Source organism: Kineococcus endophyticus, from assembly GCF_040796495.1.
GTDB lineage: Bacteria > Actinomycetota > Actinomycetes > Actinomycetales > Kineococcaceae > Kineococcus > Kineococcus endophyticus.
On record NZ_JBFNQN010000001.1, the window covers coordinates 308,412 to 328,678 of the forward strand.

At 74.2% G+C, this 20,267-nt stretch carries 19 protein-coding genes; 12 read left to right on the forward strand and 7 right to left on the reverse strand.

Annotated features, from left to right (window positions below; translation table 11 throughout):
- Window positions 1–64: 64 nt before the first annotated feature.
- From lpdA to AB1207_RS01505, 3 genes are all read right to left on the reverse strand, one after another.
- Window positions 65–1,444: a dihydrolipoyl dehydrogenase gene (gene lpdA, locus AB1207_RS01495; protein ID WP_367635995.1), complete on the reverse strand. Its 1,380-nt coding sequence runs from the start codon at window positions 1,442–1,444 to the stop codon at window positions 65–67.
- A 236-nt stretch (window positions 1,445–1,680) separates the two neighbouring features.
- A complete protein-coding gene (locus AB1207_RS01500) occupies window positions 1,681–2,058 on the reverse strand; it encodes a hypothetical protein (protein WP_367635996.1) in 378 nt (125 codons plus the stop codon).
- A gap of 332 nt (window positions 2,059–2,390) precedes the next feature.
- Window positions 2,391–3,893 carry a leucyl aminopeptidase gene (locus AB1207_RS01505; RefSeq protein ID WP_367635997.1) on the reverse strand — a complete coding sequence of 501 codons (1,503 nt, stop codon included), beginning with the start codon at window positions 3,891–3,893 and terminating at the stop codon, window positions 2,391–2,393.
- A gap of 22 nt (window positions 3,894–3,915) precedes the next feature.
- Here AB1207_RS01505 and AB1207_RS01510 point away from each other — a divergent pair, with 22 nt between their 5' ends.
- Entirely contained in the window at window positions 3,916–4,629 is a 714-nt protein-coding gene (locus AB1207_RS01510; RefSeq protein WP_367635998.1) for a GNAT family N-acetyltransferase, read from the forward strand.
- Here AB1207_RS01510 and AB1207_RS01515 read toward each other — a convergent pair.
- Window positions 4,581–5,753 carry a nicotinate-nucleotide--dimethylbenzimidazole phosphoribosyltransferase gene (locus AB1207_RS01515; RefSeq protein WP_367635999.1) on the reverse strand — a complete coding sequence of 391 codons (1,173 nt, stop codon included), beginning with the start codon at window positions 5,751–5,753 and terminating at the stop codon, window positions 4,581–4,583. The two genes, AB1207_RS01510 and AB1207_RS01515, sit on opposite strands and share 49 nt — an antisense overlap.
- A gap of 199 nt (window positions 5,754–5,952) precedes the next feature.
- On the opposite strand from AB1207_RS01515, the gene AB1207_RS01520 reads away from it, so the two are divergent.
- From AB1207_RS01520 to AB1207_RS01555, 8 genes are all read left to right on the forward strand, one after another.
- On the forward strand, window positions 5,953–7,215 hold the full coding sequence (locus AB1207_RS01520) for a GAF domain-containing protein (RefSeq protein ID WP_367636000.1): 1,263 nt from the start codon (window positions 5,953–5,955) through the stop codon (window positions 7,213–7,215).
- A 98-nt stretch (window positions 7,216–7,313) separates the two neighbouring features.
- Entirely contained in the window at window positions 7,314–8,837 is a 1,524-nt protein-coding gene (exaC, locus tag AB1207_RS01525; protein WP_367636001.1) for an acetaldehyde dehydrogenase ExaC, read from the forward strand.
- A gap of 1 nt (window position 8,838) precedes the next feature.
- Window positions 8,839–9,207, forward strand: coding sequence for a DUF779 domain-containing protein (locus AB1207_RS01530; RefSeq protein ID WP_367636002.1), 369 nt, complete (start codon window positions 8,839–8,841; stop codon window positions 9,205–9,207).
- 36 nt (window positions 9,208–9,243) lie between these two features.
- Window positions 9,244–10,278, forward strand: coding sequence for a Gfo/Idh/MocA family protein (locus AB1207_RS01535; RefSeq protein WP_367636003.1), 1,035 nt, complete (start codon window positions 9,244–9,246; stop codon window positions 10,276–10,278).
- Window positions 10,279–10,436: 158 nt separating this feature from the next.
- Entirely contained in the window at window positions 10,437–11,750 is a 1,314-nt protein-coding gene (locus tag AB1207_RS01540) for an MFS transporter (protein WP_367636004.1), read from the forward strand.
- A 19-nt stretch (window positions 11,751–11,769) separates the two neighbouring features.
- A complete protein-coding gene (locus AB1207_RS01545; protein WP_367636005.1) occupies window positions 11,770–12,858 on the forward strand; it encodes a quinone-dependent dihydroorotate dehydrogenase in 1,089 nt (362 codons plus the stop codon).
- Between the two features lie 71 nt (window positions 12,859–12,929).
- Window positions 12,930–14,507, forward strand: coding sequence for an MFS transporter (locus tag AB1207_RS01550; protein ID WP_367636006.1), 1,578 nt, complete (start codon window positions 12,930–12,932; stop codon window positions 14,505–14,507).
- 9 nt (window positions 14,508–14,516) lie between these two features.
- Window positions 14,517–14,726, forward strand: a complete 210-nt coding sequence (locus AB1207_RS01555; protein ID WP_367636007.1) for a hypothetical protein — start codon at window positions 14,517–14,519, stop codon at window positions 14,724–14,726.
- Window positions 14,727–14,819: 93 nt separating this feature from the next.
- On the opposite strand, the gene AB1207_RS01560 is transcribed toward AB1207_RS01555, so the two are convergent.
- From AB1207_RS01560 to AB1207_RS01570, 3 genes are read right to left on the reverse strand one after another with little or no spacing between them, the layout of a single operon-like run.
- A complete protein-coding gene (locus AB1207_RS01560; RefSeq protein ID WP_367636008.1) occupies window positions 14,820–15,830 on the reverse strand; it encodes an aldo/keto reductase family protein in 1,011 nt (336 codons plus the stop codon).
- A gap of 48 nt (window positions 15,831–15,878) precedes the next feature.
- Complete coding sequence (locus tag AB1207_RS01565; RefSeq protein WP_367636009.1) at window positions 15,879–16,790, reverse strand: COX15/CtaA family protein; 912 nt, start codon at window positions 16,788–16,790, stop codon at window positions 15,879–15,881.
- 10 nt (window positions 16,791–16,800) lie between these two features.
- Window positions 16,801–17,391 (reverse strand): DUF3043 domain-containing protein, encoded by a 591-nt coding sequence (locus AB1207_RS01570; protein ID WP_367636010.1) that lies wholly within the window; start codon window positions 17,389–17,391, stop codon window positions 16,801–16,803.
- Between the two features lie 67 nt (window positions 17,392–17,458).
- Here AB1207_RS01570 and AB1207_RS01575 point away from each other — a divergent pair, with 67 nt between their 5' ends.
- From AB1207_RS01575 to aat, 3 genes are all read left to right on the forward strand, one after another.
- Window positions 17,459–18,937 (forward strand): dipeptidase, encoded by a 1,479-nt coding sequence (locus tag AB1207_RS01575; RefSeq protein ID WP_437178839.1) that lies wholly within the window; start codon window positions 17,459–17,461, stop codon window positions 18,935–18,937.
- 94 nt (window positions 18,938–19,031) lie between these two features.
- Complete coding sequence (locus AB1207_RS01580) at window positions 19,032–19,400, forward strand: HesB/IscA family protein (RefSeq protein ID WP_367636011.1); 369 nt, start codon at window positions 19,032–19,034, stop codon at window positions 19,398–19,400.
- Window positions 19,384–20,217: a leucyl/phenylalanyl-tRNA--protein transferase gene (gene aat, locus AB1207_RS01585; RefSeq protein ID WP_367636012.1), complete on the forward strand. Its 834-nt coding sequence runs from the start codon at window positions 19,384–19,386 to the stop codon at window positions 20,215–20,217. Before AB1207_RS01580 ends, aat begins: the two co-directional genes overlap by 17 nt.
- Window positions 20,218–20,267: the final 50 nt, after the last annotated feature.

Consider the following 20,267-nt stretch of genomic DNA (forward strand, 5'->3'; position numbering starts at 1 on the left):
CGGTTCTCCTCACGGACGGTCTCCGGCGCCTGGGAGACGCCGCGGGTTCAGGGTGGTCGGTCGGCTACGCGTGCGAGTGCAGGGGCTTGCCGGCCAGCGCGAGGAAGGCCTCGCCGACGGCCTCGTTCTGCGTCGGGTGCGTGTGGACGAGCTCCGCCACGTCCTGCGGGTAGGCCTCCCAGTTCACGATGAGCTGGGCCTCGCCGACCTGCTCGCTCATGCGGGAGCCGACCATGTGGACGCCCACGACGGGACCGTCCTTCTGCCGCACCAGCTTCACGAAACCGGTGGTACCGAGGATCTGGCTCTTGCCGTTGCCGCCGAGGTTGTACTCCAGGACGTCGACGTCCCCGTACTTCTCGCGCGCCTTGGCCTCGGTGAGGCCCACGGAGGCGACCTCGGGCTCGCAGTAGGTGACCTTGGGGATGCCGAGCTCGTCGACGGGCTTGGGGTCCAGGCCGGCGATGTCCTCGGCGACGAAGATGCCCTGGGCGAAGCCGCGGTGGGCCAGCTGCAGACCGGGGACGATGTCGCCGACGGCGTACACGCCCTCGACGTTCGTGCGCAGCCGCTCGTCGGTGAGGACGAACCCGCGGTCCATCGTGATGCCCTGCTCCTCGTAGCCGAGGCCGGCGGTGTTCGGGCCGCGGCCGACGGCGACGAGCATGAGGTCGGCCTCGAAGGTCTTGCCGTCCTCCAGCTTCACGACGACGCCGGTGTCGGACTGCTCGACGCCCGCGAAGCGCACGCCGAGGGAGAACGTGATGCCGCGCTTGCGGAACGCGCGCTCGAGCGCCTTGCTCGCGGCCTCGTCCTCAAGCGGGACGAGGTGGGGCAGGGCCTCGACGATCGTGACGTCGGCGCCGAAGGAGCGCCAGACGCTGGCGAACTCCACGCCGATGACGCCGCCGCCGAGGACGACGACGCGCTCGGGGACGGTGTCGAGCGCGAGCGCCTGCTCGCTCGTCATGACCCGGCCGCCGATCTCGAGACCGGGCAGGCTGCGGGAGTAGGAACCGGAGGCCAGGACGACGTTCTTCCCGACGTAGCGGGTGCCGTCGACCTCGACGGTGTTCTTGGCCACGAGCTTGCCCGTGCCGGCGACCAGCTCGACCTTGCGGGACTTCACGAGCCCCTGCAAGCCCTTGTGGAGGCGGGAGATGATCCCGTCCTTGTACTTGTTGACGCCCGCCATGTCGACGGAGTCGAAGCTGGCGCGCACGCCGAACGTCTCCGACTCACGTGCCGTGTCCGCGACCTCGGCCGCGTGCAGCAGCGCCTTGGTCGGGATGCACCCGCGGTGCAGGCACGTCCCTCCCAGGAGGTCCTTCTCCACGAGGGCCACGGACAGCCCCAGCTCGGCGGCCCGCAGGGCGGCGGCGTAGCCCCCACTGCCTCCCCCGAGGATGACGACGTCGTACTCCTGCCCGGCGGCACCTGCCACGAAATGCTCCTGAGGTCGGCTTGTGCTGGTGACTGCTCCTCGTGATCCTCTCACCACGCCCCCGCCGGAGCGCGAGGGGGGCGTCGCGCTGCGCCCAGGTGCGTCCTGGCGCGTGCCCTGCCGACGGGTGGTCCGGGCGTGGGCCCGCCGAACGCAGGAACGGCACCTCCCCGTGGTGGGGAGGTGCCGTCCGACCAGCTCGTGTCGGGGGGTGTCGAGCCTTCGGTCCGGTGCGCTCAGCGCTCCTTCTCGGCGGTCCAGGACTCCTTGCGCTCGACCGTGCTCTCCTTGCGGGTGACCGTCGACTCCTTGCGGTTGGTCGAGGACTCCTTGCGGTCGGTCGAGCTCTCCTTGCGGTTGGTGGAGGACTCCTTGCGGTCCGTCGACGACTCCTTGCGGTCGGTCGAGGACTCCTTGCGCTGGGTGTCGGAGGAACCCTTGAGGCCGGGCGCCGACTTCGTCACCGTCACGGTGGCGGACGGGGCGGCCGACGCCGACGCCGCCGCACCGAGACCGCCGCCGGCGATGACGGCGGCCGCGGTCAGCGACAGGGCCGCGGTGCGCGCGAGGCGCTGCAGGGAACCGCGGGTGGACGTGGTCTGGCGCGTGGACATGGTGCCTCCGTGACGTGTGCCCCGGTGCACACCGGGGTGTCTGGTTGAGAGAACCGAACCGGTCGGAAGTGACGCCCCCGAACTAGGCCGTCACGGTGAGCATATAGCTAGTTGCTCACCGTGTAGGACATCAGAAGGAAGAGGATCACCCGTCTGGAGCAGTCCCGTCACCACGCCGGAAAGAATGCGGGATGAACATCGTGCGACGCAACGACTCGGCGTCGGAAAACGATCCCAGGTGATCACTTCCACGGCGCCCTCGCGCATTCCTGCGGCCGGCCTTCCGGAGAATGGACGTCCCCCTTCCGGGGGACGTCCGGAAACGGCCCTCCTCAGCGCCGCGCGTGGTCCTCGGCGAGCGCCACGAGGGTGCGCACGGCGACGCCGGTCCCACCGCGGTGCGTGTAGCCCCACGGCTCGCCCGTCGCGAAGGCGGGACCGGCGATGTCCAGGTGCGCCCACGGGATCGGCGTCCCCGCCGGCGTGCTGCCGACGAACTCGCGCAGGAAGACGGCGGCCACGAGCATCCCGCCGGCCCGGTCGCCGATGTTGGCCAGGTCCGCGACGGGGGAGTCCAGCGTCGCGCGCAGCTCATCGGGCAGCGGCATGGGCCAGAACGACTCCCCGGCCCGGTCGGCCGCGGCGAGCAGCGCGGTGCGGAACGCGTCGTCGTTGCCCATGACGCCCGAGACCCGGTTGCCCAGCGCGACGACCTGCGCACCCGTGAGGGTGGCGACGTCGACGACGGCGTCCGGCTGCTCGGCGGACGCGGCGACGAGGGCGTCGCCGAGGACGAGGCGGCCCTCGGCGTCGGTGTTGAGGACCTCGACCGTCGTCCCGCCGAACATCGTCAGGACGTCGGAGGGGCGGATCGCCGTGCCCGACGGCATGTTCTCGGCGACGGCCAGCCAGCCGGTCACCTTCACGGGCAGGTCCAGCTCGGCGACGGCGCGCACCGCGGCGAGGACGGCCGCCGCCCCCGACATGTCGCTCTTCATGGTCTCCATGCCGGCCGCCGGCTTGATCGACAGGCCGCCGGAGTCGAACGTGATGCCCTTGCCGACGAAGGCGAGGTGGCCCTTGGCGCGCGCCGGGGCGTGCTCGAGGACCACCAGGCGCGGCGGGCGCGAGGAGCCCTGGCCGACGCCGAGGATGCCGCCGTAGCCGCCGGCCGCCAGCGCCTCCTCGTCCAGCACGCGCACCGTCAACCCGGTGCCGGCGGCCGCCTGCACGGCGGCGTCGGCGAGGTCGGCGGGCGCGAGGTCCGCGGGGGCGGTGTTGATGAGGTCGCGAGCGGTGTGCACGGCCGCGGCCACCACGCCGGCGCGGTCGAGCGCCGCGCGCAGCGCCTTGTCCCGCGGCTTGTCGACGAGCAGCGTCACCTCGGCGACGGGTTCGCGGGTCGCGGCGCGGTAGCGGGTGAAGGCGTAGGCGCCCAGGGCCGCGCCCTCGGCGAGGGCCGCGGCCGCCGTGGCGTCCGCCACCGGCAGGCCCAGCGCCACGCGGCGGTGCCCGGCGAGCGCGCGGATGGCCGCACCGGTCGCGCGGCGCAGCGCCTCGGCGTCGGGGGAGGCCCCCACGCCCGTGAGGGCGACGAGACCGGTGCCCAGTCCCGCGACGCCCGGCACGAGGTGGACCTGACCGGCCGCCCCGGTGGCGCCGATGGCGACGGCGGCGTCGACGAGGGCGGAGCGGGTCGCCCGGGGGAGGTCCTCACCCCCCAGCAGGACGGGCGCGGTGGCCTTCGCACCCGGCGCGGCGGGCGTCAGCCCGAGCACCAGGGCGTCCACCGACACGCTCTTGACCGACTTGCTGCTGAGGAGGAGACGCGGCACCCGGGCACCCTAACGTGACCGTGTGCGAGCAGCCGGGGACGAGGGTGGGGCGGACGGGACCGGGCCGGAGGTCGTCCCGGGGGTCCGGTGGCGGCCCGTCGTGCCCGACGACGCCCCGGTGCTGTCGGTCCTGTGCCGGCTGACGGGGGACAGCGGCGCCGACGCGAGCGCCCGCACGGCCTTCCCCGACCTGCTCGGTGACGTGTACGCCGCGCCCTACGCCCACGCCTACGGCGTCGACGGCGCCTCCTTCGGCACCCTCGTCCTCGACGAGGAGGGCCCGGCGGGCTACGTGCTGGGCTGCCTCGACACGGCCCGGTTCGAGGCCTGGCGCGAGGAGCACTGGTGGCCGCCGCTGCGCCGCCGGTACCCGCGCCCGGAGGACGGGTTCGCCGGCACCTACGACGAGTGGCTCCTGCGGATCGTCCACGAGGGCGTGCGGCCGGACCCGCTGTGGGCGGACGACTCCTCGCAGCAGTCACCGCGGTACCCCTCGCACCTGCACGTCGACCTGCTGCCGCGGCTGCAGGGGCGCGGGCTCGGCCGGCGGCTCGTCGACCGGCTGTGCGCCCAGCTGGCCGCCGCGGGGTCCCCGGGCGTGCACCTGGGGGTCTCGGCGGCCAACCCCGGTGCGGTGGAGTTCTACCGCCGCACCGGGTTCATCGAGCTGGACCGCTCGGCCACCGGTCACACGTTCGGGCGGGCGCTGTCCTCGTCGGGGGCGGCCTCGGTCTGAGCCTCCGGGGCGGCCTCGGGCTCGGGCTCGATCTCGGGTTCTGATTCCGGCTCGGGCTCGGGTTCCGGGTCCGGCAGCGGCGGCAGGTCCGCCTCGTCGGCCGCGGCGAGCGTCTGCGCCGCCCGCAGCACCCCGACGGCGGCGAGGGCACCGGCCCCGCCCCCGCGCCCGGCGCCGAGCTCGAGCACGGGCGGCAGCTTGAGCCGCTCGGCGGCCAGGGCCTGCGCCGGTTCGGCCGTCGAGGCCCCCAGCTGCCACCACTTCTCCGCACCCGGGACCCCGCGGGAGGCCAGCAGGGCCGCCGCGATCCCGAGGCTGCCGTCGAGCAGGACGGGGGTGCGGCGGGCGGCCGAGCGGAGCAGGAACCCGACGGCCGCCGCGACGTCGGCGCTGCCGACGGCCTGCAGGACGGCGGTCGGCCGCGTCGCCAGCTTGCGGCCGCGGCGGACGGCGTCGCGCACGGCGGCGGTCTTGCGCATCCAGGCGTCGTCGTCGATCCCGCTGCCGCGGCCCACGACGTCGACCGCGCCCTTGCGCAGGCAGACGGCCACGAGCGTCGAGGCGACCGCCGTGGCGCCGACCCCCAGGTCGCCCAGCACGAGCAGGTCCACGCCGGCGTCGACGGCGGCGTCGGCCACCTCGGCGCCCGTCCGCACGGCCGCCTCGACCTCGGCCTCGGTCAGGGCGTCCTCGCGGGCGACGTCGCCGGAGGGGTGCAGGGCCCCGGTCAGGACGGAGGCCGGGACGTCCACGGGTCCGTCCGCGCCCCAGTCCACACCCAGGGCGTGCACCTCGACGTGCGCGCCGACCTGCGCGGCCAGGGTGGCGACGGGTCCGCGCCCGGCGACCAGGTCGCGGACGGCGGAGGCGGTCCAGCCCGGTTCCAGGCGGGAGATGCCGCGCGCCGCGACACCGTGGTCGCCGGCGAAGACGACGAGGCGGACGCGGTCCAGCGGCGCGGCGACGTCCCGGTCCTGCGTCCCGGCCAGCCACCGCGCGAGCTCGTCGGCGCGGGAGGCCGGGAGCAGGGGCGCCACCCGGCGCGGCCGCGCCTCGGAGGTGTGCGGGGAGCGCAGGCCCTCCGCGATCTCGCGCAGGTTCAACGGCCGCGGGCCGTCGGTCATCGGGACTCCTCGTGGACGGGGGCGGGGCGTGGTGCGGGGAAGGGTCCGCGTGTGCCCCGGCATGGTCCCACCCGCTCGTCCCGGTGGCGGTGCGCCCACCGTCCGGCGGGTCGCACACGGACAGGGTTGTCGCGCCGGAGCGCCCCGCCTACCGTGAACGCACCCGGGCCCGAGGACGGCCCCGGGGGGAGGTCGGGGGATGACGTCGGGGGAGTCGACCGGGGCGCGCGAGGACTGGCTGGCCCGGACGGCCGGTACCGCGGTGGGCACACCGCTGCCCGGAGCCCGTGAGCTCGTCTCCTCCTCCTGGTGGCGCGCCCGGCGCACGGGCCTGGACCCCGACCGCGTCGCCCCGCCCGTCGTGGCCGACCCCTCCGACCTGCGCGCCCGTCGCGAGGCGCACCCGCTGGCCGCCGTGCTGCCGACCGCCCGCCGGCTGCTCCTGGCCGAGCCCCTGGGCGTGCCCGTCCTCATGGCCGTCAGCGACGCCGACGGGACGCTGCTGTGGGTGGAGGGCGACGCGGGTCTGCGGCGGGCCGCCGACCGGATGGCCTTCACCGAGGGCGCCCGCTGGAGCGAGGACGTCGCCGGCACCAACGCGCCCGGCACGGCGCTGGCCCTGGGACGACCCGTCCGGGTGAGCCAGGGGGAGCACTACGCCACGGCCGTGGCGGGGTGGAGCTGTTCGGCGGCCCCGGTCCGCCACCCCCTGACCGGTGAGGTCCTCGGCGTCCTGGACCTCACCGGGGGCGACGACCTCGGCCGCGAGCGGGCCCTGGAGTTCGTGCAGGCCGCCGTCGGGGCCGTGGAGGCCGAGCTGCGGGTGGTGGCCCTGCGGCGCCGGCTCGCGCCCGGGGTGGCCGCACCGACGCCCACGACACCCCGCCTGTCGGTCCTCGGGCCCGCGCCGACGCTCACGGCCGGAGGTCAGACCCGTCCGTTGTCGTTGCGGCACAGCGAGGTCCTGCTCCTCCTGGCCCTCGCGCCGGCGTCGGGGCTGTCCGCCGCGCAGCTCGCGGCCGAGCTCGACGAGCGCGACCTCGCCCCCGTCTCGGTGCGCGCCGAGGTCCACCGCCTGCGGGCGGTCCTGCGCGACCGCACGCACGGTGGCCTGGACCTGTCGCCGGCGCCCTACCGGGTCGTCGGGGAGCTGCGCTGCGACGCGCTCGACGTGCGCACCGCGCTGCGGGCCGGACGGGTCCGCGAGGCCGTCGCGGACTGGTCGGGGGACCTGCTGCCGGGATCGGACGCGCCGGGGGTCCGCGACCTGCGCGAGGAGCTGCTCCTGGAGCTGCGCTCGGCCGTCCTGGAGGGCGACGACGACCGCGCCCTGCTGGAGTTCTCGCGCACCGAGGCCGGTCGCCGCGACGTCGTCGTCGCCCGCGACCTCGTCGCGCGGTTGGGTCCCGGTGACCCCGGCCGCGCGGAGGCGCTGGCCCGCTGGGAGCGGCTGCGCGGCTGACCCTGGCCGGGAGGTGCAACGGCGTTGCAACGCCCGCGGGCGCAGGGTGGGGCCACGGCGACGGAGCAGTCGTCGTCCCCTCACCGTGGAGGTCTCCCATGCCGGTCTACGAGGCACCCGGACGCGCCGGGAGCGTCGTCGAGTACGCCGACCGCTACGACCACTGGATCGGCGGCGAACGCGTCGCCCCCGCCGAGGGCCAGTACTTCGAGAACCCCAGTCCCGTCAACGGCCAGACGTTCACCGAGGTCGCCCGCGGCACGGCCGCCGACATCGAACGCGCCCTCGACGCCGCGCACGCCGCCGCCCCCGCCTGGGGCCGGACGTCCGTCGCCGAACGCGCCCTCGTCCTGAACCGCATCGCCGACCGCATCGAGGCGAACCTCGAGAAGCTGGCCGTCGCCGAGTCGTGGGACAACGGCAAACCCGTCCGCGAGTGCCTCGCCGCCGACCTGCCCCTCGTCGTGGACCACCTGCGGTACTTCGCCGGGGTCGTCCGCGCCCAGGAGGGCGGGATCTCCCAGATCGACGACGACACCGTCGCGTACCACTTCCACGAACCCCTCGGCGTGGTCGGGCAGATCATCCCCTGGAACTTCCCGCTGCTCATGGCGATCTGGAAGCTGGCCCCCGCGCTCGCGGCGGGCAACGCCGTCGTCCTCAAGCCGGCCGAGCAGACGCCGGCCTCGATCATGCTGCTCATGGACGTCATCGGGGACCTGCTGCCCCCGGGCGTCGTCAACGTCGTCAACGGGTTCGGCGCCGAGGCCGGCAAACCCCTGGCGAGCAACCCGCGCATCCGCAAGATCGCCTTCACGGGCGAGACGACCACCGGCCGGCTGATCATGCAGTACGCCAGCCAGAACCTCATCCCCGTGACCCTGGAACTCGGCGGCAAGAGCCCGAACGTGTTCTTCGACGACGTCGCCGCCGAGCGCGACGACTTCTACGACAAGGCCCTCGAGGGGTTCACGATGTTCGCCCTCAACCAGGGCGAGGTGTGCACGTGCCCGTCGCGGGCCCTGGTGCAGAGCGGCATCTACGACTCGTTCCTGGCCCACGCCCTCGAGCGGACGAAGGCCGTCAAGCAGGGCAACCCGCTCGACACCGAGACGATGATCGGCGCGCAGGCCAGCAACGACCAGCTCGAGAAGATCCTGTCCTACATCGACATCGGCAAGAAGGAGGGCGCGAGGCTGCTGACGGGCGGGGAGCGCGCCGACCTCGGCGGGGAGCTGTCCGGCGGGTACTACGTGAACCCGACGGTGTTCGAGGGCGACAACTCGATGCGCATCTTCCAGGAGGAGATCTTCGGGCCCGTCGTCTCCGTCACCCGGTTCGACCACCCGGACGACGCCCTGAAGATCGCCAACGACACGCTCTACGGCCTCGGGGCGGGCGTGTGGTCGCGCGACATCCACCTCGCCTACCGCATGGGCCGCGGCATCCAGGCCGGGCGGGTGTGGACGAACAACTACCACGCCTACCCCGCGCACGCGGCGTTCGGCGGGTACAAGAGCTCGGGGATCGGCCGCGAGAACCACGCCATGATGCTCGACCACTACCAGCAGACGAAGAACCTGTTGGTCAGCTACTCGACGTCCAAGCTCGGTTTCTTCTGAGGTGGCCGTCGGTCTGACCCCGGAGGCCGCGGCGGAGCTCCGCAGCCTCCGGGCCCGGCACGGGGACCTGATGTTCCACCAGTCCGGGGGGTGCTGCGACGGCAGTTCTCCCATGTGCTTCGCGGACGGCGACTTCATCCTGTCGGACGCGGACGAGTTCCTCGGGAACGTCGAGGTCCCACCGCTCGACGGTGCGGACGGACGGACCGAGGGGTTCACCGTGGGTGTGTGGATGTCGAAGGAGCAGTACCGGGTGTGGTCGCACACGGAGCTGACCATCGACCTGGTCCCCGGCCGGGGTTCGGGGTTCTCCCTGGAGGCCCCGGACGGGGTGCGGTTCCTCGTCCGCTCCGACGTCTGCCGCGTCTGAGCCCCGCCGGGGGGCGCCGCTCGCTACGGTGGCGCCATGAGCTCCCGTGACGTCGTCTTCGCGCTCGTCGGCTACGGCGGCGGTGGCCGGTTCTTCCACGCCCCCGTCGTCGAGGGGGCCGTGGGCACCCGGCTGGGGTTCGTCGTCACGACGAATCCCGACCGGGCGGCCCTGGCCCGTGCCGAGCACCCCGGGGTCGAGGTCGTCGGCTCGACGGCGGAGGCCGTCGCCGCCGGGGCCGAGGTCGTCGTCGTGTCGACCCCGGCCGCGACGCACACGGCGCTGACGGACGAGGCGCTCGACCTCGGCGCGCACGTCGTGTGCGACAAGCCGTTCGCGCTCGACGCGGCCGCCGCGGAGGCGACCGTCCAGCGCGCCCGGGCGGCCGGGCGGCTGCTCTCGCCGTACCAGAACCGCCGCTGGGACTCCGACCTGCTGACGCTGCGTCGGGTGCTGGCCGACGGCGAGCTCGGGGACGTGGTGCGCTTCGAGTCCGCCTTCGAGCGGTGGGAACCGACCGACCCGCCCGCCGCCGGCGGCGGGTTGCTGCGCGACTTCGGCGCCCACCTCGTCGACCAGGCGCTGCACCTGTTCGGCCCGGTCACCGCCGTCGCCGCGCAGAGCCGCGGCGCGGACGGTGCGGAGCTGGAGTTCCGCCTTCAGCTGACGCACCGCGACGGCGTGCGCAGCGAACTGTCGGGCTCGTGGAAGCAGCCCGTGCCGGGGCCGCGGTTCCGGCTCACCGGCACGGCGGGGACCTTCGTCGTGGACTCGCCGATGGACGTCCAGGAGGAACTCCTCGTCGCCGGCCGGACGCCCCGGGGGGACGGTGCGGCGTGGGGGAGCGAACCGCCGAGCCGCTGGGGTGCGCTCGCCGTCGGCGGTGGTCAGGTGCGACGGGTGCCGAGCGAGCAGGGTCGCTGGCCCGACTTCTACACGGCGTTCGCGGCGGCCGTGCGCGGTGAGGGGCCCGTGCCCGTGGAGGCGTCGGACGCCGTGCGCACCTGCCGGGTCGTGGACGCGGCCCGCGAGGCCGCCCGGACCGGCGAGGTCGTCCGTCTCACGGACTGAGACGCTCATTCCGGGACTTGGACACCTCACAGGCCGCACGTAGTCTGCGGGGACACCCGGAGCGGCGACGGCGACCCCGGTGCGCAGCGGGTGTCGACCGCCCGGCCAGGAGGACCCCTGGGGGCTCCCTCCCGTCCCGATGCCCCGAAGGTTCCGCCATGTCCGCCACGTCAGGCCCCACGCAGACGACGACGCAGACCGCGCCGCCCACCAACCCCGTCGGCAAGGTCGCCGCCGCCAGCCTCATCGGCACGACGATCGAGTTCTACGACTTCTACGTCTACGCCACGGCGGCCGTGCTGGTGTTTCCGGCGCTGTTCTTCCCCTCCGACAACGACACCGCGGCGACGCTCGCCTCGCTGGCCACGTTCGCCATCGCCTTCGTCGCCCGCCCCGTCGGGTCCGTGTTCTTCGGCCACTTCGGGGACCGGGTGGGGCGCAAGACGACGCTCGTCGCGGCACTGCTCGTCATGGGGATCTCGACCGTCCTCATCGGTGTGCTGCCCACGCACGCCTCCGCGGGCAACCTCGCCCCGGCGCTGCTGTGCGTCCTGCGGTTCGGGCAGGGGTTCGGCCTCGGCGGGGAGTGGGGCGGCGCGGCGCTGCTGGCGACGGAGAACGCCCCGCCCCACCGCCGGGCCCTCTACGGCATGTTCCCCCAGCTCGGGGCGCCGTTCGGGTTCGTCCTGGCCAACACCCTCTTCATCCTGCTGGCGACGCAGATGGACGACGCGACGTTCCTGTCCTGGGGCTGGCGCGTCCCGTTCCTGCTGAGCGCCCTGCTCGTCGTCCTCGGTCTGTGGATCCGGCTGAGCCTGGCCGAGACGCCGGTCTTCGCCAAGGCCCTCGCCGAGGAGCGCGCCGTGCGCGTCCCCGTCGCCGAGACGTTCCGCCGCAGCGGCAAGGTCGTCGTGCTCGGCGCGTTCTCGGTCATGCTCACGTACACGCTCTTCTACCTGACCACGACGTGGTCGCTGAGCTACGGCACGAAGACCCTGGGCTACTCGCGCCAGCAGTTCCTGCTCATGCTGTGCGTCGCCGTCCTCTTCATGGCCGCCGCGACGCCGCTGTCGGGCTGGCTCTCGGACCGCTTCGGGCGCCGGCCGGTGCTGGCGAGCGCGATGGTCGGCGGTGCGGTCGTCGGCCTGCTCACCGGGCCGCTGCTCGGGTCGGGGCAGACGTCCCTCGTCATGGTCTGGCTGTGCGCCGGGCTGTTCTTCATGGGGCTCGTCTTCGGGCCGATCGGCGCCTACCTGCCCGAGCTGTTCCCGACGAACGTCCGCTACACGGGGGCCTCGCTGGCCTTCAACTCCGGGTCGATCCTCGGCGCCTCGCTCGCGCCCTACACCGCGGTCCAGCTCGCCTCCGCGCTCGGCGTCGGCTGGGTCGGCTACTACCTCGCCGGCACGGCCGTCGTGAGCCTCGTCTCACTGGCCCTGCTGCGCGAGACCCGTACCGCCTCGCTCGACTGACCCCCGTTAGGGTGCAGGCGTGGCCGGCGGACGTGCGTACAAGACCCTCTACCGGCACGTCCTGACCCGCATCGACGCCGAGGTCGCACACCGCTGGGCGTTCGCCGGGATGCGGCTCGCCGGCCGCGTCCCGGTGGTCCCGGACGTCTTGCGCCGCAGCTTCACCACCGACGACGACCGGTTGCGGGTGCGGGCCCTCGGGCTCGACTTCCCGACCCCGCTCGGGCTCGCGGCAGGCTTCGACAAGAACGCGACGGGACTGGGCTCGCTGGGGCACTTCGGGTTCTCCTGCGTCGAGGTCGGCACCGTCACGGCGCTGCCGCAGCCGGGGAACCCCAAGCCCCGGCTGCACCGGCTCGTGGCCGACCGCGCCGTCGTGAACCGGATGGGGTTCAACAACGACGGGGCCGAGGTCGTCGCGAAGCGGTTGCGGCAGTACCGCGCCGTCCCGCCCGCGCACCCCGTCGTCGTCGGCGTGAACATCGGCAAGAGCAAGGTCGTCGAGGAGGACGACGCGGCCGCGGACTACGCGACCTCCGCGCGGCTGCTGGCCCCCTACGCCGACTACCTCGTCGTCAACGTCTCCTCCCCGAACACCCCCGGACTGCGGAACCTGCAGGCCGTCGAGAAGCTGCGGCCGGTCCTGTCCGCGGTGCGCGAGGCCGCCGACGGCGCCGCGCACCGGCACGTCCCGCTCCTGGTGAAGATCGCCCCGGACCTGTCCGACGACGACGTCGACGCCGTGGCCGACCTCGCCCTCGAACTCGGCCTGGACGGGATCGTCGCGACGAACACGACCATCGGGCGCGAGGGGCTGCGGACCCCCGCGGACGTCGTCGGGGCCGCGGGCGGCGGGGGACTGTCCGGTGCCCCGCTCAAGGCCCGGTCGCTGGAGGTGCTGCGCCGGCTGGCCGCGCGCACCCACGGCTCGCTCGTCCTCGTCGGGGTCGGCGGCATCGAGACGGCGGCCGACGTCGCCGAACGCCTCGACGCCGGGGCCTCCCTGGTCCAGGCCTACACGTCGTTCATCTACGAGGGTCCCGGCTGGGCGCGGCGGGTCCTCGACGAGCTCGCGGCGAGCCGGATGCGCCGGGAGAGCGACCGCTAGTCCCGAGTTGTGGGGTGGGTCCGCGCGGGTGACGCTTCGACGGTTGCCCGAGCGAAACCCCGAGGAGATCCGTGACCGACACGGCCCGGCGCCCCACCCCCGAGCAGGACCGGGGCGCCCCCGACCCCAACCGTTGGCGCGCCCTCGCGGTGTGCCTCGTCGTGGGGTTCATGACCCTGCTGGACGTCTCCATCGTCAACGTCGCCCTGCCCTCCATCGAGTCCTCCCTCGGGGCGGGGTCCTCGCAGGTCCAGTGGATCGTCGCGGGGTACGCGCTCGCCTTCGGGCTCGTCCTCGTCCCCGCCGGGCGCATCGGTGACCTGTACTCGCGCCGGCTGATGTTCGTCGTGGGCCTCGGCGGGTTCGTCCTGACGAGCGCGGCCGCCGGGCTCGTCCAGTCGGCGACAGCGCTGGCCGTCGTCCGGCTGGCGCAGGGCATCAGCGCCGGCCTGGTCAACCCGCAGGTCCTCGCCCTCATCCAGCAGTTGTTCACCGGCGCCGAGCGGGGCCGGGCGTTCGGCGCCTTCGGCACGACGATCGGGTTGTCGACCGCCGTCGGCCCGCTCCTCGGCGGCGGCATCCTCGCCGTCTTCGGCGAGCAGGAGGGCTGGCGCGGGGTGTTCCTCGTCAACGTCCCCATCGGGATCGTCCTCATCCCGCTGGCGTGGAAGTGGTTGCCCGGCAGGGACCCGAACCGCTCACCCGGCCGGCTGCACCTCGACGTCCCGGGGCTGCTGCTGCTCGCCGCCGCCACCGTCCTGGGCATGCTGCCGTTCGTCCTGACCACCGGGCAGGGGGACTCGCCCGCCCGCTGGTGGTTCCTGCTGCCCGCCGCCGTCCTGCTCGTCGCGTTCGTGGCGTGGGAGCGGTGGGAGGGCCGGCACGGCCGCGAGCCCGTCGTGGACGCCGATCTCGTCAGGACCCGGTCCTACCGCAACGGAGCCCTCGTCGGCATCGCCTACTTCGCGGGGTTCACGGGGATCTTCCTCGTGGTGACGCTCTACCTGCAGTCCGGCCTCGGTCTCGCGCCGTGGCAGGCCGGACTGGTGCAGACGCCGTTCGCCGTGCTGTCCGGGATCTTCGCGCAGGTCGGGGGCCGCCAGGTCGCGACGCGGGGGCGGACCGTCGTCGTCATCGGGCTCGCCGTGGTCGCGGTGGGGCTGCTCGCCGCCGACCTCGTCGCCGCCTCGGTGCAGGGGACGTCCGGGGCGATCGCCTTGTCCGCGTGCCTCGCCGTCGCGGGGGCCGGTTCCGGCCTCGTCATCTCCCCGAACCAGACGCTCGCCCTCGCCGACGTCCCCCCGCGGGTCGCGGGCGTGGCCGGCGGGGTGCTGCAGACGGGGCAGCGCGTCGGCTCGGCCGTCGGCGTCGCCGCCACCACGGCGATCTTCTTCTCCACCGTCGCCGGTTCCGGCCTCGGCGGGCAGGCCCGTTCGGCCGGGTCGGGGCAGGGGACGCCGCCGCAGGTGCAGGACGTCTTCGGGCAGGCCCTCTCGCACGGGTTGCGCGTCTCGCTCGGCCTCGTGCTGCTGGCCCTGGTCCTGGCGGTGTTCGACCTGCTGCGTCGCCAGGGGCACGGTCCGGGGGCCGGTGGCCACGGGCACCACGGCGCGCACGACGCCTCGGTGGCCAAGCACCGCGCCGGGTAGCGTCGTCCCGTGAGACCGACGCAGTGGACGTGGACCTACGAGGACGCCGAGGGCCGGGCCGTCGAGGGGGAGGGCGCCGTCTTCCCGACGCAGTCCGACGCCGAGGTGTGGATCGGCGAGGCGTGGCGCGGGCTGCGCGAGCAGGGCGTCGAGAACGCCCACCTGTGGGCCGACGGCGCGAAGGTGTACGGGCCGCTCTCGTTGCGCCCCGCCGACTGACGCAACCTCCGGGGGAGTCCTCGTCGACGCATCCGGCTCATCCTGTGAGCCGGATGCGTCAACGATCCCACCCCCACGTGACCCGCGGAGGGGTCAGGAGGGGCGTTCGGTGGGGGAGGTCGCGGCGGTGCGGGCCGGGTCCCTCTCGACGACGTCGCCGAGGACGTCGTCGATGCGCTGCAGCAGTTCGGCCGGGATCGTCACCCCGGACGCCTTGACGTTCTCCTGCACCTGCTCGGGGCGGGAGGCGCCGATGATCGCCGAGGCGACGTTGTCGTTCTGCAGCACCCACGCCACGGCGAGCTGGGCCATCGACAGCTCGAGCTCGCGCGCGACCGACTTCAGCTCCTGGACCCGCGACAGCACGTCGTCGCGCATCCAGCGGCTGATCATCTGCTTGCCGCCCTTCTCGTCCGTGGCGCGGCTGCCCTCCGGCGGTGCCCCGCCCGGGGTGTACTTCCCGGTCAGCACGCCCTGGGCGACGGGGGAGAAGACGATCTGCGAGATGCCGAGTTCCCGCGAGGTCGGGACCACCTCGGGCTCGATGACGCGGTAGAGCGCGGAGTACTGCGGCTGGTTGGAGATGAGCTGGAACCCCAGCTCGTCGGCGAGCTCGTGGCCCTGCCGCAACTGGTCGGCGGTCCACTCGCTGACGCCGATGTAGAGCGCCTTGCCCGCGCGGACGACGTCGGCGAAGGCCTGCATCGTCTCCTCGACGGGCGTCGCCACGTCCCAGCGGTGCGCCTGGTAGACGTCGACGTGGTCGGTGCCGAGGCGGCGCAGCGATCCGTCGATCGACTCCAGGACGTGCTTGCGGGAGAGGCCGGAGTCGTTGTGCCCCTTGGGGCCGGTGGGGAAGTAGACCTTGGTGAGGATCTCGAGGCTCTCGCGGCGCTGCCCCTTCAACGCCGTGCCGAGGACCGTCTCGGCGGCCGTGTTGGCGTAGACGTCGGCCGTGTCGAACGTCGAGATGCCGGCGTCGAGGGCGGCGTGCACGCACGCGACGGCCGCCTCGTTCTCGACCTGAGAACCGTGGGTGAGCCAGTTGCCGTAGGTGATCTCGGAGACTTTCAGACCACTGCGACCGAGGTGTCGGAACTCCATGGTCGTGAACCTAACCCGACGCCCCGCGGGGGTCGAGGGTCGGGGTTCTCAGACGGCCAGCGCCTCCGGGGCGCGGCGGTCCACGGTGGTGGACCGCGCGGCGAGCAGGACGCGCGTCGCACCGGCCGCGGTGAGGGCCGCCCCACCGAGGTGCAGGACGACAGCCAGACCGGGCAGGCCGTCCAGGCTCTGGAACGTGCCGAGCGCGGCCTGGGCCACGAAGAGCACGAGCAGGAGGGTGGCGCGGCGGCGGACCAGGTCGTCGCCGGCGCGCTTGGCGACCACGACGACCGCGGCCGCCAGGGCCAGGGCGGCCAGCGCGAACACGCCGTGCACGACGGTGATCGTCGCCCAGTGCACCGGGATGCGGTGCACCTCGGCGCTGTCGCCGGGGTGCGGACCGGCGCCCGTCACGACGGTGCCGACCACGACCACGACGCCGGTCGCGGCGACCAGCCAGCGCGCGAGGCGGCGGGTGGCCTCGGCCGGTGCCGGGACGACCGCCCGGTGGGCGATGTCGTAGCTGACGGTCGTGGAGACGAGCAGGGCGATCGCGGCGAGGAAGTGCAGGGCCACGACGTAGGGGTTCAGGCCGGTGAGGACGGTGATGCCGCCCACGACCGCGTTGAGCAGGACGCCGACGAACTGGCCCCAGGCCGAGAACAGCAGCGCGCGGTGGCGCGGCCGCTGCAGGAGGCAGGCGATGATGACGGCCCCCACGGCGACGCAGATGACCGTCGTCAGCATGCGGTTGCCGAACTCGATCGCGCCGTGCAGGCCGGTGGCGGCCGTGGCGGACGTGAAGGAGTCGTCGGTGCAGCGCGGCCACGTCGGGCAGCCCAGCCCGGAGCCGGTGACGCGGACGGTGCCGCCGGTGACGATGATGAGGACCGCGACGGCGACGGCGATCGTCGTCGTCCAGCGGACCGCGCGGGAGTGGGTCGTGGGTGCGGGGCTCACGGCGCGGGGCTCAGGCGGGGTGGGCGCCGCGGGCCACCATGGGGACCGGGCGGCGCATGCGGCGGATCTGCAGGGCGCGGGTGACCCCGTAGCCGACGAGCCCGCGCTCGGGAGCGTCGAACTTGGCGGCGACGGCCCGCTTCACCTTGCGGCCCAGCAAGATGCTGTCGATCACGACGATCGCGAGCATCGCGTAGATCAGCAGGGTGGTGCCGAGCACCAGCGTCGTCGACCCCAGCGGGGTGGCGACCATCGACAGGACCAGCGAGATCCCGGCGATGATGAGGAAGTACTCGCCCACGTTGCGGCGGGCGTCGACGACGTCGCGGACGAACCGCTTCTGCGGACCGCGGTCGCGGATCGGCAGGTAGCGCTCGTCCCCGGTGAGCAGGGCGGCCTGCATCTTGGCGCGCTCCTCGCGCTGCGCCGCGCGGTTCGCCTTCTGCGCCTCCTTGCGGTCGGCCGGGACGAGCGGGCGCTGGTTGCGGGCCTGCGCCTCGCTGCGCTTGGGCGTCGGGCGTCCCTTGCCACCCACCTTCGTCAGCTCGACGGCGGGCGCCTCCACCGTGGGGGCCGACTTGTCCTTCGAGCGTCCGAACACACGTGAAGGGTACGTCACCGGGGGAGGCCGGAACGGCGCTGCGGCGCCGCTGTGTAGCGTCCCCGGTGTGAGTGATGCCACGGTCCCGACCGACGACAGCCCCCGTCCCGGCACCGACCGCGCGGACGAAGGGGTGGCCGGCCGGCTCGCGACGCTGCGCGCCGCCTCGGCCGCCCAGGACGCCGCGACCCGGGCCGACCTCGAGGCCCTCGTCCGCCTCCCCAGCGTCTCGGCCCGCGCCTTCGACGCCACCCACGTCCACGCCAGCGCCGCCGCCGTCGCCGAGCTGCTGCGGGGGGCCGGGGTGCCGCAGGTCGACGTGGTGACGGCCCGGGCGGCCGGCGTCGGCCCCGACGGCGCCGACCTGGAGTCCCACCCCGCGGTCATCGCCCACCGCCCCGCCCCGGCCGGGGCGCCGACGGTCCTGCTGTACGCCCACCACGACGTCCAGCCGCCGGGGCGCGACGAGGACTGGTCGAGCCCGCCGTTCGAGCCGACCGAGCGCGACGGCCGGCTGTTCGGCCGCGGTGCCGCCGACGACAAGGCCGGCGTCATGGCGCACGTGCACGCGCTGCGGACGCTGCTGCCGACGTGGGGCCCGGACGAGGGGGTCGGGGTCACCGTCTTCGTCGAGGGGGAGGAGGAGATCGGGTCCCCGACGTTCGCCGCCTTCCTCGACGAGCACCGCGAGGCCCTCGCAGCCGACGTCATCGTCGTGGCCGACTCCGGCAACTGGCGGGTCGGCGTGCCGGCGCTCACGACGACGCTGCGCGGCCTCGTCGACTGCGACGTGACCGTCGACGTCCTGTCCCACGCGGTGCACTCCGGGGTCAACGGCGGGCCGGTGCTGGACGCGCTGACCTGCCTGGCCCGGCTGCTCGCGACGCTGCACGACGCCGACGGGGACGTCGCCGTCGACGGGCTGCACACCTCCCAGGCGCCCGTGGTCGACCTCGACGAGGCCACCTTCCGCGCCGACGCGGGCGTGCTGCCCGAGGTGCGGCTGGCCGGGACGGGCACGGTCGCCGACCGGCTGTGGACCAAGCCGGCCATCTCGGTCATCGGCCTGGACGCCACGCCCGTGGACCGCGCGAGCAACACGCTCGTCCCGTCGGCCCGCGCGAAGATCAGCATGCGGATCGCCCCAGGCCAGGACCCCTCGGCCGCGATGACCGCGCTGCGCCGGCACCTGCTCGCCAACGCGCCCTTCGGTGCGCGCGTGCGCGTGGACGACGGGGAGCTGGGCCAGGCCTTCTCGGCCGACACCTCGGCCCCGGCCCACGCCGTCGCCCGCGAGGCGTTCACGGCGGCGTTCGGCGTCCCGGCCGTCGAGATGGGCATGGGCGGGTCGATCCCGTTCATCGCCGAGCTGTCCGCGGTCTACCCGCGGGCCGCCATCCTCGTGACGGGGGTCGAGGACCCCGACTCGCGCGCCCACGGCGCCGACGAGTCGCTGCACCTGGAGGACTTCACCAGGGTCTGCCTCGGGGAGGTCCTGCTGCTGGACGGCCTCGCCGGGCGGGGGACCGCCGCCGGGCGGGCGTAACCTGCTGTGGTCCGACCCGCCGGGGAACACGGCGACCGCCCCGGCGGTTGACCCCGACGACAGCCCGCCGCGAGCGCTACCGGAGACGATGCTCATGACCACCACCAGCGACACCACCGCGACCGCCGAGCCGGCGACCCACGGAGTCCTGCTGACCGACGTGGCCGCGACCAAGGTGCGCACCCTGCTCGAGCAGGAGGGTCGCGACGACCTGCGGCTGCGCATCGCCGTCCAGCCCGGCGGCTGCTCCGGCCTCATCTACCAGCTCTACTTCGACGAGCGCACCCTCGACGGGGACGCCGTGCGCGACTTCGACGGCGTCGGGGTCGTCGTGGACAAGATGAGCGGCCCCTACCTCGACGGCGCGACGATCGACTTCGCCGACACCATCGAGAAGCAGGGCTTCACCATCGACAACCCGAACGCCGGGAGCAGCTGCGCCTGCGGTGACTCCTTCAGCTGACCGAGCCTCCGGCCGACCGGCCCCCGCCCCCTCTCCGGGGACGGGGGCCGCTCGCGTCTGGGCGCTGGCCCCGCCGCGTGAGCCGGTCGGCCGGCAGCGCTTCGACGTCGGCCGGTCCCGGTTCGCCTTCGGCGACGTCGCCGTCGAGGAGGGCGAGGACCTCGTCGCGGCCGGGGGCGACCTGCAGCCGGCGACCGTCCTGGAGGCCTACCGCTCCGGCCTGTTCCCCATGGGCCTGGGCGGGGGTGGTCGAGGGCCGCTGGGCTGGTGGTCCCCGGACCCCCGTGGCGTGCTCGTCCCCGAGCGCGTGCACGTCTCACGCTCGTTGCGGCGGTCGCTGCGCACGTTCGAGGTCCGCCTCGACACGGCCTTCGACGACGTCGTGGCCGGCTGCGCGGACCCCTCCCGGCAGGGCGCCTGGATCACCGAGGACGTCGCCCGCGCCTACGGCCGCCTGCACCGCCTGGGGTGGGCCCACTCGGTCGAGGTGTGGCGCGACGGGCAGCTCGTGGGCGGTCTGTACGGCATCAGCCTCGGCGGCCTGTTCGCGGCCGAGTCCAAGTTCCACCGCGTGACCGACGCCTCCAAGGCGGCCGTGGTGGCGCTGGCGGAGGTCATGACGTCGGACGGCGTCAGCGGCCGTCTCGTCGACGTCCAGTGGCGCACGGAGCACCTGGCGACGCTGGGGGTCCAGGAGGTGTCGCGGGGTGCGTACCTCAGTGCGCTGGGCACCGCCCTGTCCCGACCCGAGCCCCGGCCCCTGCGTCCGGCGGGCCCGGCGCGCCCCGATCGGCCGAACGACTACGACGGGGGGTAGTCTCTCCTCCCGAGGGACCACTCTGCTCAGGACCAACGCGTCAGGAGCAC